Origin of the sequence: Candidatus Tenderia electrophaga (assembly GCA_001447805.1) — a bacterium.
GTDB lineage: Bacteria > Pseudomonadota > Gammaproteobacteria > Tenderiales > Tenderiaceae > Tenderia > Tenderia electrophaga.
This window is the reverse complement of sequence record CP013099.1, coordinates 696,852-711,780: the sequence shown is the minus strand read 5'-3', so window position 1 is coordinate 711,780 and position 14,929 is coordinate 696,852. Positions and strand designations below refer to the sequence as shown.

18 protein-coding genes are annotated in these 14,929 nt (G+C 60.7%); 10 read left to right on the top strand and 8 right to left on the bottom strand.

Annotation, left to right across the window (positions count from 1 at the left end; all coding sequences use genetic code 11):
* The first annotated feature begins 149 nt into the window (after nt 1–149).
* The 4 genes from Tel_03270 (at nt 150) to Tel_03255 (ending at nt 3,910) form a co-directional block, all read left to right on the top strand.
* Nucleotides 150–581 (top strand): hypothetical protein, encoded by a 432-nt coding sequence (locus tag Tel_03270; protein ALP52243.1) that lies wholly within the window; start codon nt 150–152, stop codon nt 579–581.
* A gap of 66 nt (nt 582–647) precedes the next feature.
* A complete protein-coding gene (rimO, locus tag Tel_03265; protein ID ALP52242.1) occupies nt 648–1,973 on the top strand; it encodes a ribosomal protein S12 methylthiotransferase RimO in 1,326 nt (441 codons plus the stop codon).
* 38 nt (nt 1,974–2,011) lie between these two features.
* Nucleotides 2,012–2,785, top strand: a complete 774-nt coding sequence (locus tag Tel_03260) for a hypothetical protein (GenBank protein ALP52241.1) — start codon at nt 2,012–2,014, stop codon at nt 2,783–2,785.
* Between the two features lie 108 nt (nt 2,786–2,893).
* Nucleotides 2,894–3,910: a hypothetical protein gene (locus Tel_03255; protein ID ALP52240.1), complete on the top strand. Its 1,017-nt coding sequence runs from the start codon at nt 2,894–2,896 to the stop codon at nt 3,908–3,910.
* Here Tel_03255 and Tel_03250 read toward each other — a convergent pair.
* On the bottom strand, nt 3,904–4,104 hold the full coding sequence (locus Tel_03250) for a hypothetical protein (GenBank protein ID ALP52239.1): 201 nt from the start codon (nt 4,102–4,104) through the stop codon (nt 3,904–3,906). The genes Tel_03255 and Tel_03250 overlap by 7 nt on opposite strands.
* A 13-nt stretch (nt 4,105–4,117) precedes the next feature.
* The gene (locus tag Tel_03245; protein ALP54717.1) at nt 4,118–4,897 is read right to left on the bottom strand and encodes a hypothetical protein; all 780 of its coding nucleotides are present in this window, start codon (nt 4,895–4,897) and stop codon (nt 4,118–4,120) included.
* Nucleotides 4,898–4,981: 84 nt separating this feature from the next.
* Here Tel_03245 and Tel_03240 point away from each other — a divergent pair, with 84 nt between their 5' ends.
* Complete coding sequence (locus tag Tel_03240) at nt 4,982–5,407, top strand: hypothetical protein (protein ID ALP54716.1); 426 nt, start codon at nt 4,982–4,984, stop codon at nt 5,405–5,407.
* Nucleotides 5,408–5,414: 7 nt separating this feature from the next.
* Here Tel_03240 and Tel_03235 read toward each other — a convergent pair whose 3' ends face one another.
* Nucleotides 5,415–6,230, bottom strand: coding sequence for a 3'(2'),5'-bisphosphate nucleotidase CysQ (locus Tel_03235; GenBank protein ALP52238.1), 816 nt, complete (start codon nt 6,228–6,230; stop codon nt 5,415–5,417).
* Entirely contained in the window at nt 6,227–6,781 is a 555-nt protein-coding gene (locus tag Tel_03230) for an ADP-ribose diphosphatase (protein ALP52237.1), read from the bottom strand. Before Tel_03230 ends, Tel_03235 begins: the two co-directional genes overlap by 4 nt.
* 48 nt (nt 6,782–6,829) lie before the next feature.
* Between Tel_03230 and Tel_03225 the strand changes: the two genes are divergently transcribed.
* Nucleotides 6,830–7,489, top strand: coding sequence for a haloacid dehalogenase (locus Tel_03225; protein ALP52236.1), 660 nt, complete (start codon nt 6,830–6,832; stop codon nt 7,487–7,489).
* Here the strand turns inward: Tel_03225 and Tel_03220 are convergent.
* The 4 genes from Tel_03220 to Tel_03205 form a co-directional block, all read right to left on the bottom strand.
* Nucleotides 7,470–7,835 (bottom strand): hypothetical protein, encoded by a 366-nt coding sequence (locus Tel_03220; protein ID ALP54715.1) that lies wholly within the window; start codon nt 7,833–7,835, stop codon nt 7,470–7,472. The two genes, Tel_03225 and Tel_03220, sit on opposite strands and share 20 nt — an antisense overlap.
* Before the next feature lie 62 nt (nt 7,836–7,897).
* A complete protein-coding gene (locus tag Tel_03215) occupies nt 7,898–8,779 on the bottom strand; it encodes a 1-aminocyclopropane-1-carboxylate deaminase (protein ALP52235.1) in 882 nt (293 codons plus the stop codon).
* Nucleotides 8,779–9,267 (bottom strand): hypothetical protein, encoded by a 489-nt coding sequence (locus Tel_03210; protein ID ALP52234.1) that lies wholly within the window; start codon nt 9,265–9,267, stop codon nt 8,779–8,781. The genes Tel_03215 and Tel_03210 overlap by 1 nt, the downstream gene beginning before the upstream one ends.
* Before the next feature lie 8 nt (nt 9,268–9,275).
* Nucleotides 9,276–10,445: a sodium:proton antiporter gene (locus Tel_03205; protein ALP52233.1), complete on the bottom strand. Its 1,170-nt coding sequence runs from the start codon at nt 10,443–10,445 to the stop codon at nt 9,276–9,278.
* Nucleotides 10,446–10,534: 89 nt separating this feature from the next.
* Between Tel_03205 and Tel_03200 the strand changes: the two genes are divergently transcribed.
* The 4 genes from Tel_03200 (at nt 10,535) to Tel_03185 (ending at nt 14,911) form a co-directional block, all read left to right on the top strand.
* The gene (locus Tel_03200) at nt 10,535–11,242 is read left to right on the top strand and encodes a glutamine amidotransferase (GenBank protein ALP52232.1); all 708 of its coding nucleotides are present in this window, start codon (nt 10,535–10,537) and stop codon (nt 11,240–11,242) included.
* Nucleotides 11,243–12,061 carry a glycosyl transferase gene (locus Tel_03195; protein ALP52231.1) on the top strand — a complete coding sequence of 273 codons (819 nt, stop codon included), beginning with the start codon at nt 11,243–11,245 and terminating at the stop codon, nt 12,059–12,061. It begins immediately after the preceding gene.
* Between the two features lie 289 nt (nt 12,062–12,350).
* On the top strand, nt 12,351–14,483 hold the full coding sequence (locus Tel_03190) for a hypothetical protein (GenBank protein ID ALP52230.1): 2,133 nt from the start codon (nt 12,351–12,353) through the stop codon (nt 14,481–14,483).
* On the top strand, nt 14,480–14,911 hold the full coding sequence (locus tag Tel_03185; protein ALP52229.1) for a two-component system response regulator: 432 nt from the start codon (nt 14,480–14,482) through the stop codon (nt 14,909–14,911). Before Tel_03190 ends, Tel_03185 begins: the two co-directional genes overlap by 4 nt.
* Nucleotides 14,912–14,929: the final 18 nt, after the last annotated feature.

The following is a 14,929-nucleotide window of genomic DNA, read 5'->3' as shown; positions in this document are numbered from 1 at the left end:
GCCCCCCGAAATCATCTCACTCCGGACGGTGGCGAGAAAGGGGACTAAAGGAAGGATTTCCGGCTGCCGTTGTCTTAAGGTGTAGGCGGGATTTTGCGGCATGGAACTTGCTGCCTGTTTATAGCGCCACAACCGACGGAGACTACGCCATGATGTGGAGACTGAAGGACGTTCCCAAATACACCCAGGCCGAGAGCCGGGTCCAAGCCCGGGATTACAACACCGTGCGCCTGGCCCTGCGCCGCCTGCCCGGACCCATTATCTTGCAACTAAAAGACTTGTCGCACATGAACATGATCCTCGACGAGGACTCCTGGGTCTGTGTGGACAGCAGTCTGAACGACCTCCCGATCATCGCCTGGACCGATTTTCAGGCCGCCGGCCGCGCCAATTTGCATGAACCGGTTCGGTGCCTGTTGAGCTATTATCATTACCAAGCCGGTGCCCTGGTGACCAAGGCCCTGGATAGCACCCGCGAGCAACTCAGTCGACGCATGGCCGCCCCGCACCGCGACAGCGACGGCCCGCCGACCCGGCGCCGCTATGGCACGGCAGAGCGTGAGCTGTTCGTCATTACCTGACGCCCACATATCCTCGGACAAGGATGTCGGTTAGAATAGCCTGCTTCATTCAAGCAGGCTTTTTTCATGTCACACCCTCCAGCCAAAGTCGGATTCATCAGCCTCGGCTGCCCCAAGGCACTGGTCGATTCCGAACAGATCATCACCCAGCTGCGCGCCGAAGGCTATGAGATCGCCCCCGATTACGCCGGTGCCGACATGGTGGTGGTCAACACCTGTGGCTTCATCGACGCCGCGGTGGAGGAATCGCTGGAGGCCATCGGCGAGGCGCTGGCGGAAAACGGCCGGGTCATCGTCACCGGCTGCCTCGGCGCCAAGGGCGACATCGTGCAGCAGACCCACCCCAGCGTGCTGGCGGTTACCGGCCCCCACGCCACCCAGGAGGTGATGACCGCGGTGCACCAGCATCTCCCGCCGCAGCACGACCCCTTCACCAGTCTGATCCCGCCCCAGGGCATCAAGCTGACGCCGCAACACTACGCCTATGTGAAGATCTCCGAGGGCTGCAACCACCGCTGCAGCTTCTGCATCATCCCCTCCATGCGCGGCGACCTGGTGAGCCGGCCGGTGGGCGAGGTGATGCAGGAGGCGGAACACCTGGTCGATGCCGGCGTGCGCGAGCTGCTGGTGATCTCCCAGGACACCAGCGCCTACGGCGTCGACGTCAAATACCGCACCGGCTTCTGGGGCGGCCGCCCGCTGAAGACGCGCATGACCGAGCTGGCCCGCGCCCTGGGCGAACTGGAGGCCTGGGTGCGCCTGCACTACGTCTACCCCTATCCCCATGTCGACGAGGTGATTCCGCTGATGGCGGAGGGACTCATCCTGCCCTATCTGGACGTACCGCTGCAGCATGCCAGTCCGAAGATCCTCAAGGCCATGAAACGGCCCGGCAACATCGAAGGCACCCTGGCGCGCATCCAGGGCTGGCGCAAAACCTGCCCCGAACTGGTGCTGCGCAGCACCTTCATCGTCGGCTTCCCCGGCGAGACGGAGGAAGACTTCGTGCAATTGCTGGAATTTCTCGACCAGGCGCAACTGGACCGGGTCGGCGCCTTCGCCTATTCAGATGTGGAGGGCGCCGCCGCCAATGCCCTCCCCGACCCGGTGCCGGAAGCGGTAAAACAGGAACGGCTGGAGCGTTTCATGGAACTCCAGGCCGACATCAGCGCCGCCAAGCTGCGCCGGCGCATCGGCCAGACCCTGGAGATCCTCATCGACGAAAGCGACGGCGAACAGGCCGTCGGCCGCAGCTATGCCGACGCCCCCGAGATCGACGGCCAGGTGTTTCTGGAAGACGCCCCCGGCCTGGCGCCGGGCGACAGGGTCCACGCCACGATCGTCGCGGCAGGCGAACATGATCTATGGGGTGAACGCCTGACCACGCAATGATCTGCTAACATTGGCAGGAATCGGTTGTCAGAGAGATCATGCGAAAAACAAAAACACACCGTTCCAGCCATTCACTGCCTGGCCTGCTGTTTGCGGCGCTCGTGCTCGCCAGTCCGCTGACCCAGGCCGACTGTAGTGATCCCCCCGCCCCCAATGTCAACTGGAAGGACTGCGACAAGGCGGGCATCGACCTGAGCGGCATGGATCTGCGCGGCGCCGTGCTCGACGGCGTCAACTTCGAAGGCGCCGATCTCAGCAACACCAACCTGCGCAACAGTTACCTGGGCCGCGCCCGGCTGCAACGCGCCAATCTCAGCCGCAGCAAGTTGCTCGACGCCTACCTGGTTGCCGCCGATCTGAGCCAGGCCAATCTGGAAAATGTCCTGGCCAAGGGCGCCACATTCGACCGCGCCAATCTCAGTCAGGCCAATCTCAACGGCGCCTATCTGGAAGACGCCAAGTTGTATGACGCCAATCTCAGCGGCGCCACCTTGATCAAGGCCAATCTCAAGGGCGCCACCATGAGCCAGGCCCAGCTGACCGCCGCCGATCTGAGCCAAAGCAATTTGCAAAAGGCGGTGCTGTCACGCGCCAATCTGGAAGACACTGTGCTGCACCGGGCCGACCTGGAAAAGGCCAAACTGGACCAGGCCTTTCTGGTCAATACCGATCTGTCCGAAAGCAATCTCAGCAGCGCCACCCTGGCCCAGGCCGAAATGATCAACGTGGATATCAGCGGCGCGCAGTTAAGCTATACCACTTGGAACGACCGCAGCCGCTGCCGCTCCGGCTCGGTGGGCGAATGTCGCTAATTCTGACCGCGCGCTAACGGCCCCGCGCTTTACCGCGCCGTTATGTTTCGAATCAGAAAGATAGTATTATCCCCGGGCTAGCCAAACAGCCAACAGCGAAGAGGCCTTATGTCAGAGAAATCACCCTTGCCGGACGCCCAGGAGACATTCATCAACGCGCTGGCCGCAGGCGCCATGACGGCCGAGACGGTGGCGCTGGATCAGGCCTTGGGCCGGACCCTGCATGCCGATCTCAAGGCCCCGGAAGACGCCCCGCCCTACCACCGCGCCATTGTGGAAGGTTTTCTGGTCAACACCGCGGAGACCCAGGGCGCTACGCAAGACAAGCCGAAACGTTTCAAGGTCGTGGGGCACGTGGCGCCGGGGGATGCGCGCTGCCCGAGCGTCGGCAGCGGCGAGGCGGTGGAGGTGCACACCGGCAGCATCCTGCCCGACGGCCAGGTCTCCATCGTGCGCATGTGGGAGGCCCAGCGCGACGGTGATCAGATCAGTATCAGCCGCCCCTTCCCGCCGCGCTTTTTCATCGAGGATCAAGGCTGCGATATCCAGCAGGGCGACACCATCATCAGCGCCGGCACGCTGATCGAGGCCGCCCACATCGGCACCCTGGCGAGCCTCGGCTTGGATCAGGTCCAGGTCGCGCGTCAGCCGCGCGTGACCCTATTTGCCTCGGGTGACGAGGTCATCCCCTACACCGCCGGACTCAAACCCGGCATGATCCGCGACTGTAACAGCCCCATGTTGGCGGCGGCGGTGCGCAGCGCCGGCGCCGTGCCCGCACTGGGCGGCATCATGGGCGATGATTTCGACAGCTTCGTCGGCGCGGTCAAACAAGCCTTGCAGGATGCGGACATGATCGTCATCGCCGGCGGCACCGCCGTGGGCGGCCGCGACTTCATCTCCGATCTGATCAAACAGGTGGGCGAACTGCTGGTGGACGGTGTGCCAATGAAGTCGGGACGGCCGTTGATCATGGGCGTCGCTGACGGCAAGCCCCTGGTGTGCGTGGCCGGTCATCCGCCGGAAGCCTTGAGAGGCTTCAAACTCTTCGGCGTGCCGGCCATCGCCAAGCTGCTCGGCCGTGAGGAGGAACTGCCTCAGGACGCACAGCAGCCGCCTCAATAGTGAGGCGGCGGGGTCTCTTCCGATAAGGGCCGTACCCACTCGCCGCCCTGCTCCAGCTGCTGTTTTTGGCGTTTCAATTCCTCGATCAACAGATCGATGTGGCCTTGCTGTTTGATCACCACTTGGTTCAACTCGTCTACGGTTGATTCCAGGTAGGTGATGCGGACTTCCAGATCTTCCAATCGCTGTTCCATTCGTCAACCCCTGTCAGTGCTTTAAATAGACATCGAAGCGCGTGCTCTTGCCCTCAAACACCAGATTCGGCGCAGGGCCTGCAATGGCCTGAGCCTTGCGCGGCCGCTTGACCACCACGCGTTTTCCGGCGACCGCGAGCGCCGCTTGCAATAACTCGGCGGCGTCCTCGTCAGCGCCCACCAGCTGCCGGAACAGGCGCATCTCTTTTTTCACCGCGGCGGCCTTGCCGCGCGCCGGATGCATAGGATCGACATAGACCACGTCAGGCACCTGTGAGACATCGAGATTGCGCAAGTAGTCCCCGGCCTCCCCCACCGCCAGCGACAGACGCGCGACGGTCTCAGCCACCTCCACATCCCGCGCGGCGCGTTGCATGCCGTCGCGCAACAATTCCGCCACCACCGGCGAGCGCTCCAGCATGTGGACGCGGCAACCCAGCTGGGCCAGCACGAAGGCATCCCGCCCCAGACCGGCAGTGGCATCGATGACGCTGGGGATAAAACCCTTTTTGATACCGACCGCCTTGGCCACCAGCTGTCCGCGGCCGCCGCCGAAGCGGCGCCGGTGCCCCATGGCGCCGGCGACAAAATCCACATACACCGGCCCCGGCGCCCCGGGGCCGGTCTGCACCAGTTCCAGGCGCTGCGGCGTCATGCGCAACAAGAACGTATTTTCAGCTGGCTTTGTTATCATGGGCAAGCCCAGGCGCAGCGCCAGCTGGACGGCCTGGGCCTGCAGCGTCCCCGCCGGGGCATACACCGCCAGGCGGCTCAATTCATGTGTCTGCACAATAAAACGTTCATTCTGCTTGAAAACCGTCGTTGCCACCCTCACATACAGTGGACAATTAATAACTCGCAGGGAGAGTTTATGAACATGTCTGTAGACCCGGATCATATCAGCCGCAAGGGTATTCGCCTCCTCGAATACGGCGGCCTGTTTGTGATCGCCATCGCCACGCTGATCGCCGGCGGCCAGGAGGTTATGCATATGATCAAGGCCGGCAGGGTCACCCTGGCCGATCTGTTGTTGCTGTTCCTTTACCTGGAGGTGATCGCCATGGTCGGGGTCTATCTAGAATCAGGCAAGCTGCCGGTGCGCATGCCCATCTATATCGGCATCGTCGCCCTGGCGCGATATCTCATCCTGGACGCCAAAGACATGGACGCCTGGAAGATCATGGCGGTATCCAGCGCCATTGTCCTGCTGGCCCTGGCGGTGCTGGCCATCCGCTACGGACATTTCAAGTGGCCCTATCCCCACGGTAAGGGCAAAGAGCTGCGCGAAGAGCAGATCGACTGAATCGGCCTTATCGCCCCTTGGGCACATAGCGGCACCAGTCGTGGCGCCTGTCGCCGAAGGCGAAAAAGGGCGGATTGATCAGCGAGTCCTTGGTGTTGTAGCGCAGGGGCCGCAAGGCCAGATCGGTGAGCCGACCGCCCGCCGCTTCGACCACGCACTGCGCCGCCGCCGTGTCCCACTCCGAGGTCGGTCCGAAACGGGCATAAATATCGGCCCGCCCCTGGGCCACGTAGCAGGACTTGAGCGAACTGCCTAATGACAACACGCGATAATCGTCGAAAAACTCCAAAAAGGAACAAAATATGGGGCTGCGATGCGAACGGCTGCCGGCGATGGTGATGTTCCCGCCGTCCCATTGCCTGGCACGGATGGCGTAGGCCGCCTGTCCATCCGGCTGAAACCAGGCACCGTCGCCCGCGGCGGCGAAATAGCACTCCCGGCTGACCGGCACCTGAATCACCCCCAGTACCGGCCGATGGTCTTCGATCAAGGCGATGTTGACGGTGAACTCGCCATTGCACTTAATGAACTCGCGCGTGCCGTCCAGGGGGTCCACCAGCCAGTAGCGCCGCCACTGCCGGCGCCGCTCGAAGGCCACCGCCTCGCCCTCCTCCGACAATACCGGCCAATCCGGCGTCAAGGCCGCCAGGCGCTCGGCGATCACGTTATGGGCGGCATAATCCGCCTCGGTTACCGGGCTGTCGTCTGATTTCTGCTCGACACAGTAATGGCCTTGGTAGACCTTCATGATGGCATCACCGGCCGCGTGAGCGACGGCCTTGACCGGCTCGAGCAGCTCGCTGTAGGGCGCCGAGGGACTCATGCCCCGCGCCTGTCGGCGAGCAGGTCGCGCACCCAATATAAAGCCGCGATGCTACGTGCCTCGGTAACGTCTTCCCGCCCCACCAGTTCAGATAGATTGGTGAGCGACCAGGGCACGACCTCGATCTCCTCCGGCTCATCGCCGGCCAGGCGCTGCGGATACAGCCCTTGGGCCAGGATTACCTGGGTCTGATGTCCAAGATAGCCGGGGGCTACGCTAAACGTGGTCAGGTGCTCCAAGTGCTTGGCGCCGTAGCCGATTTCTTCCATCAATTCACGATCGGCCGCCGCCAGCGGGTCCTCGCCCGCCTCGATGCGGCCCTTGGGCAGGGCCAACTCGTAGCGGTGCACGCCGGCGGCGTATTCGCGGATCAGCATCACCGTATCGTCATCCAGCATGGGCACCACCAGCACAGCGCCGCCCGAACCGGTCTTGAGGCGCTCGTATTGCACCTCCATGCCATTGGCGAAGCGTAGATCCACGCGTTCGAGATGAAACAGCCGCGTCTGGATGATGGTTTCGGCCGCCAGTATTTCAGGTTTCCTGCGCATGTCTGTATTATAGCCCGAGCTGCAGCGCCTCGGCCTCCTGAGTGAATCATGCCTGACTGGAATAATATCAGTACCGTCCTGCTGGATATGGACGGCACCCTGCTGGACCTCAATTATGACAGCCATTTTTGGCAGGAATATGTCCCCCACTGCTACGCCTTCAGCCGCGGCCTGGACATCCCCACCGCCAAGCGGGTGCTGGCGCCCTGCTTCAAGCGCCACGAGGGTACCCTCAACTGGTACTGCCTGGATTTCTGGAGCCGCGAACTGACGCTGGACATCGCCGCCATGAAGCGCGAGGTGGCCCACTTGATCGCCATCAAGCCGGGCGCGCTGGTCTTTCTTGACAGCCTGCGCCGACTCGGCAAACGCGCCGTGCTGGTCACCAACGCCCATCCCCGCAGCCTGGCGCTGAAACTGGAGCACACCCGCTTGGACACGCACCTGGATGAACTGATTTCGGCCCATGAACTGGGCCTGCCCAAAGAGGCGCCCGAGTTCTGGGCCGAGTTGCAGGCGCGCAGCCCCTTTACCCCGCACCGGACCCTGCTGGTGGACGACAATCTACACGCCCTGCGCTCCGCCGCGCGGTTCGGCATCCGCCATCTGCTGGCGGCCTGTCATCCCGACAGCAAACAATCGCCCCGTTACAGCGCGGAATTCCCCTACTTCCACCAGTTCGAGGAAATCACGCCCCCCAGCGCTTGAAGCGCTTTTTGCAGTACCTCAACAAGGCCTCATAGCTGTCGAAATAGAGCTCGAATTCCTCTTCCATATTGGCATCGAACTCGCAGTTATCATTGCTGTGCTCGCGGCAAATCTGCGGCCGGGTCGCGTAAATACCGCAACGACCGTCGGGCAGCAGATGGGTACAGGGATTATTGATCAGCAGAAACCAGCCGTCGTCGTCCTTGAACACCGCCACGCGTTCGTGGGACACCTGCCAGAGCAGATAATCGAACTCGGCCTTGCTGCGCGGCCCGTCGATTTGATGGGTGATATAGGTACAACATTTGGAGGCGGTGCAAAAGCCGCATTTGGTTTCCGGCGTCATCTCCACCTTGATGGGAATCGCTTTATTCATGGGAACAGTCTCAGAGCTCAATCGTCCTTACTCTACGCCAGCCCGGCGCGGCCCTGCAAACCGCCGCTGTGCAGGGCCAATAGCGTGCTGCCCCGGGCGAACGCGCCCCGGGCGATCAAATCGTACAAGGCCGACATGAGTTTGCCGGTGTACACCTGGTCCAGCGGCATGGCATGGCGCGCCTCGAATTCATGCATAAACGCCAACAAGTCCGGTGTGGTCTTGGCATAACCACCGTAATGATGATCCAGATCGATATGCCAGTTGTCATAATCGGCCGCCGTCAGTGCCCGTACCGCGTCATATAAGAACGTCGCCCCCTTCAGCACTGCGACGCCCAGCGCCCGGCGCCTGCCCGCCAGCCCGCTCACCAACCCCGCCAGTGTGCCGCCGCTGCCGCAGGCACAGGCGATAACATCAAAGGCTTGATCGACGTCGGCGACGATTTCCGCGCAGCCGCGCACCGCCAAGGCATTACTGCCACCTTCCGGCAGCCAATAAAAATCACCGAATTCAGTCCGCAACCGTTCGACGATCTCGGCATTGTGCTTGCGCCGATAATCGGCGCGGCTGAGAAAGTGCAGCCGCATGCCCTGATCGCGGGCGAAGCGCAGCGTCGGCGTCAGACTGCGCGGCGCCTCGCCGCGGATCACGCCGACGGTTTCAAAGCCGTATGCGCGCCCGGCGGCGGCCAGGGCATGGATGTGATTGGACCAGGCGCCGCCGAAACTGAGCACGGTTTCGTAACCCTGCTCACGCGCCGCCGGCAGATTGTATTTGAGCTTGTACCACTTGTTGCCGCAGATCAGCGGGTGAACCCGATCAAGCCGCTTGATCAGCAGCTCCACGCCGGCGCGCTCCAACAGGGGATCATGGAGCGTCTGTACGGGCGTGGGCCGGGGGAGCAACACCATCACAGGTCCGGCGGCGAGTCACCGGGACGGGCACGCACCAACCAGTCATACATCTCGGCGCTGCCCGCGGCGCCCTCCGGCGGCGCCCAGGCGGCGAAGTCCTTGTCGCCGAGCGGCGCATAGGGGCCTTGCTTGACCTCGAAGAACACCGAGCCCGATTCCAAAGCCAGCACACAATGCCAGGTGTTGGGTGGGATTTCGAACCCCTGCACCGGGCCGCCGGGCGTCAAGGCTTCACGCTGCAGCAGCGTGCCGCCGGCGTCAAACAACAGTGCGTCGATACGGCCGCGCAACACCAGAAAGAACTCCCACTTACCCGCTTCCGGATGGCGATGCGGGCGCACATAGCTGCCTGGCTCAATCGCGATAAACAGACGTTGCACCGGCTCGTCCAGATGAACATGTACGTTATGATTGGCGCGCAGCCGCGGCGCGGCCTTGGCCTGCGCCACCAACCCGTCCAACAATGCATCATCAAACAGTTTCATTGATCGGATCAATCCCGCCGCAATTCGTCAGACAGGGCGATGGGCGAGGGATAACGCATGACAATAAAATAAGATGAAAACACGAAGGTGAGCATGGTACTGAGCTGGATCACGTAGGAGGCCTGCTGTCCGATCACGTCTAACTCCAAGGCCAACACGGCGATGAACAGGGAAAACTCGGAAATCTGCCCCAGCCGCACGCCCACCTCCATGCCCACCTTATCGGTCTCGTCATAACGCACCAGCAACAGCTTGAAGATCAGCGGCTTCAAGACCAGGGCCAACAGCGCCAATACCAGACTGGGCCACAGGACACTGCCCAGCATGTCCAGCTCGAAGCCGGCCCCCAGGGCGAAGAAAAAGATCACCAGGAAGAAATCGCGCAGCGGCCGCAAATTGTCACCGATGAACAAGGCAATGGGACTGGTGGCCAAGGCCACGCCGGCGATGAAGGCCCCCACCTCAGCCGACAGCCCCGCTATCTCGGCCAGTTCCGCCATGCCCAGGCACCAGCCGATGGCCACCAGAAAGATATATTCATGAATGCGGTTGAAGCGCCGGATCAACTTGATCAGCACATAGCGCTCGAACAGATAGGCGAAGGCGATCAGGCCCAGCAGGGAAAACACCATCGTCAGCATGTCGAGCCAGGGGGCGCCGTTATGCCACTGCGCCGGCAACAGCATGAGGATGAATATGGCGAGAATGTCCTGCAGCAGCAGGATACTGATAATGATCTCACCGATGTGCTGGTGATGCAGCACCGTGGTGGGCAACAGCTTGAGGCCGATGATGGTGCTGGAAAACACCATCGCCGCGCCCATGATCAAAGATTCGGCCACGCCAAAACCGAAGGCGATTCCACACAGGGTGCCGATGATCATGAACAACACGGAACTGATGCCGGCAATGATGCTGGTCTTGCCCAGCATCTGCATCAGTTTTTGCGGCGGTAGATTAATGCCGATGAGAAACAGCAGAAAGATCACGCCTATGTGGGCGATACCCTTGACCACCTCCGCATCGCTGACCAAGCCCAGCACCGACGGCCCGGCCAACACACCTAGCAGCATATACACCACCAACAGGGACTGACGCGCATACAGGCCCACTGTGGCCAGCAAGGCGGCGCCGGTGAAGATGACGAATATGTAAAAAACGATAGCGTCTGCGCTCATGGCCTTACATCAGATGACCGATTGGACCCGGCCACCATGTTAAGCCACAATAAGTCACTACGCCATCGTGTTTTCACCCGACCAAGCATATGAAACCGATTTGTATCTTGCGCCATGTCGCCGCCGAAGGGCCGGGCTACTTCGGCACATTTCTTAAGCGCCATCATCTGCCGTTTCAGGTCATCCATCTCGACCTGGGCGAACCGGTACCCGCCACCCCGGAGGACTGCGCCGCGCTGGTATTCATGGGCGGCCCCATGAGCGTGAATGATGACATTCCCTGGATCGGCCCGGCGCTGGCCCTGATCCGCCGCGCCGTCGCGATCGAGATGCCGGTGTTGGGTCACTGCCTCGGCGGACAGTTGATCAGCAAGGCCCTGGGCGGCACGGTCCGCCCCAATCCGGTCAAGGAACTGGGCTGGTTCGAGGTGCGGCAAGCGCGCAACCCGGCCGCGGCCGACTGGCTGGCAGGACTCCCGCCAAGCTTCACCGCCTTCCACTGGCATGGCGAGACCTTCACCATTCCCGAGGGCGCGAGCAACATCCTGAGCAGCCGCCATTGCCCACACCAAGCCTTCGTCATGGGCAACACCCTGGCCATGCAATGCCATGTGGAGATGACTGCGGATATGGTAATGGATTGGGCGCGACTGCATGCCGATGAAATCGCCCACGCTGGCGACAGTATTCAAACCCTGGAACAACTCAGCCAGGACCTGGAACAGCGCATCGCCACACTCCAGTCTCACGCTGATGCACTCTATAAACGCTGGCTGCGCCCGCTGGTTAAGCTCTAAATGCACAGCGTCTCCGTCATCATTCCCAGCCATAATCGTGCTCATACTCTGGCGCGCGCGCTGGACTCGGTATTGGCACAAACTCATGCGCCGGACGAGGTCATCGTGGTCGATGACGGCTCCACCGACGGCACCGAACAGCTGGTCCGGCAGCACTATGCGTCGGTGATTTATCTTAAGCAGGACAACCGCGGCGTCAGCGCGGCGCGCAATCGCGGCATTCGGCAGGCGCGCGGCGATTGGATCGCCCTGCTCGACTCGGATGACGAATGGCTGCCGCATAAACTGGCAACGCAACTGCATATGCTGGCACAACAGCCCGGCAATACACTGATTCACAGCGACGAGATCTGGATTCGCCACGGCGTGCGTGTCAATCCAATGGATAAACACGCCAAGGCCGGCGGCTGGATCTTTCACCACTGCCTGCCCCTGTGCGCCATCTCGCCCTCCGCGACCATGATACAAGCCGAGCTATTCCATGAGATCGGCCTGTTTGACGAGACCCTGCCGGCCTGCGAAGACTACGATCTATGGCTGCGCATCAGCGCGCGTTATCCGGTGCTGTACTGCGAGCAGCCGCTGATCATCAAACACGGCGGCCATGCGGATCAGCTCTCGCGACAGCACTGGGGCATGGACCGCTTCCGCATCCGGGCCCTGCACAAATGTCTCGCGCAGCAGGCGCTGGCGGAAGCGGATCGCCGTGCCGCCGAAGACATGCTGCAAAGCAAACTGCGCGTTCTGCTCAAGGGTGCGCATAAACACAATAATCTGGAAATCATCCGGGAATTCGCGCCCTTATTTAACCCGGCTTAGACCGCGGACCCATCCGTCGAATCACTGTACTTCCTTGATTAAATGATCTATTTTCAAGCGGGGGTTTGGTTTTACACGGCAATAATACGCGCGCTCTTCCCCATATTCTGTACAGAAATAGCTTCAGGCCTGTCGACCGCTTTCAAGGCCTAACACGGATAGACTGAGACTAAGGATAGTTGCCGCTCCGTATGCACAAGGATTCATTCCCAGTAGCAGATGACGGGACCCAGGCCGCATGAATAGCCGACGCACGTGGTTGACATTCATATCGATCTGGCTGCCGTTAATGCTATTACTGGCTGTCATCTTGTGGCTGTTATATCGTACCCAGGCCGCCTCCGCGCTGACCATTGCCCGCGAACGCGAGTGGCAGTCGATCCGTCTGGCGCGGCAAGTCATCACCACCGAACTGCAAAGCCTCGGCAATGACGCACTGTACCTGGCCAACTTACCTGCCTTGCAAGACTTTCTCGCCCAAGACACTCCAGCGACGCGCCAGCGGTTCGGTGCTGAATTACTCAATTTTCTCCAGCACCGGCCCGCCTATGACCATCTCCGCTTTATCGACCTACAAGGCCTGGAGCAAGCACGGGTCAACCGTGAAGGAAGTGCTGTTATACCCGTACCTAAGCAAGCGTTGCAGGACAAATCAGAACGCTATTACGTTCAAGAAGCCCTGCCCCTCAAACAAGGCGAGCTATACGCCACGCCTTTTGATCTTAACGTCGAGTTCGGCGAAATCGTGCAGCCCATCAAACCGACGCTGCGTATCGCGACGCCGGTATTTGATCGGCAAGGGCAAAAACGTGGGCTGATTGCGCTTAATTACCTCGGGCAGCGACTACTCGAGCGCATCCGCGCCATCGCCGCCGAAGGCGCCGGGCAAATCTGGCTGCTTAACGCGGAAGGATATTGGCTGCTTGGCCCGAGTCCGGAGCTGGAATGGGGCTTTATGTATCCGCAGCGCCGCGACACCAGCTTCGCCAAGCACCATAGTGCGGCTTGGTCGATCATAAACGAAGGCCCCAAACACTCCCAGTTCCGCCTGAAAAACAACCTATTTACCTATAGCAGGATAGCGCCTGAGACTGCGCTCGGAAACCCCGGTATTCCCACCGCAATTGGCCCGAATGACTGGCTGGTCATGACCCGGCTGCCCACCGACATATTAAGCAACCAAACCCAGGACTATGCTAAAAACATGGGCATCATCTTTGCGGTCATGATTATATTATTGGCCGCCATCAGCTGGCTGAGCGCCCATCACCTGGCAAGACGTCGCTGGGCGGAGCACGAACTACGTAGCAGTGAAACCCGTTTCAGAACCCTGCTTGAGTTGGCGCCGGACGCCATTGTCATCGTCGACCAACAAGGTTGTATCAACCTGGTGAACGCACGGGCCGAGCAATGGTTCGGCTATACCCGTGAAGAACTGATAGGACGAGCGATCGAAGTGCTCATTCCTCGGCATTTGCGCAATCACCACAAGGACTACCGCAACGAATACATCGCCAGGCCCATCGTCCGTCCCATGGGCACCGGACTCGAACTCTACGGCCTGCGCAAGGATGGCAGTGAATTCCCGGTGGAAGTCAGTCTGAGCCCGATATACACCGAAGCCGGCACTCTGATCACCAGCATTATCCGCGACGCGTCGGCTCGCAAACAGGCGGAACAACAAGTGCGACAGCTGAACCAGGCCCTCAGCCAGCGGGCCCAGGCACTGGAGTCCATCAACCACGAACTCGAGGCCTTCAGTTACTCGGTCTCACACGATCTGCGCGCCCCCCTGCGCGCCATCGACGGCTTTAGCCGCATCCTGCTAAACGAGTACGGCGCACAACTCGACGATGGCGGCCGCGAATACTTGCAACGCGTTTGCGCCGCCGCCCAGAAGATGGGGGCGCTGATTGACGACCTGCTCAAGCTTTCACGCGTTACCCGCGCGGAGCTGAAACGTGAGCCCGTAGACTTAAGCCGATTGGCCGACGACGTGATACGGGATTTTCAAAAAGGCGATCCCACACGACAGGCGCAAGTCCGAATCCAGCCCGGCCTACAGACTACCGGAGACAGCCGATTGCTACGTATTGTATTGGACAATCTGCTCGGCAATGCCTGGAAGTTCACCGCCAAACGCGACATCGCCAAGATTGAATTCGGCAGCACAAGCAGCGATGGCGTCGATACCTATTTTGTGCACGACAATGGCGCCGGCTTCGATATGACCTATGTCGACAAGCTGTTCGGCGCATTTCAGCGTTTACATGCCAGCAGTGAATTTCCCGGCACCGGTATCGGCCTGGCGACAGTCCAGCGAATCATCAGCAAACACGGCGGGCGCGTTTGGGCCGAGAGCAGCGTAGATCAGGGAACGAGCTTTTATTTCACTTTGCAAACTCAGATGGAGTCGCGATGAACCACAAGGACATTCTGCTGGTAGAAGACAACCCCGACGACGAGGCACTTACCCTCCATGCGTTGAAGAAAAACAATATCAACAACAAGGTGATTGTGGCGCGCGATGGCGTTGAAGCCTTAGCGTATCTGTTTGGTTCGGAGGCAAGCGATGCCGAGGTCACCCTGCCCGCCGTAATATTACTGGATATCAAACTCCCCAAAATCGACGGCCTCGAGGTATTGCGGCGCATACGCGCTGACGAGCGGACCCGTTACCTGCCGGTGGTGATTCTGACCTCTTCCAACGAAGAAGAGGACCGCCTCAAGGGTTATTCGCTGGGTGCCAACAGCTATGTACGCAAACCGGTAGACTTTGACGAATTCGTTCGCGCGGCCGGACAACTTGGGCTTTACTGGCTACTCATCAATGAACCCGCAATCGGTTAACACATACTGGGTGAAGCG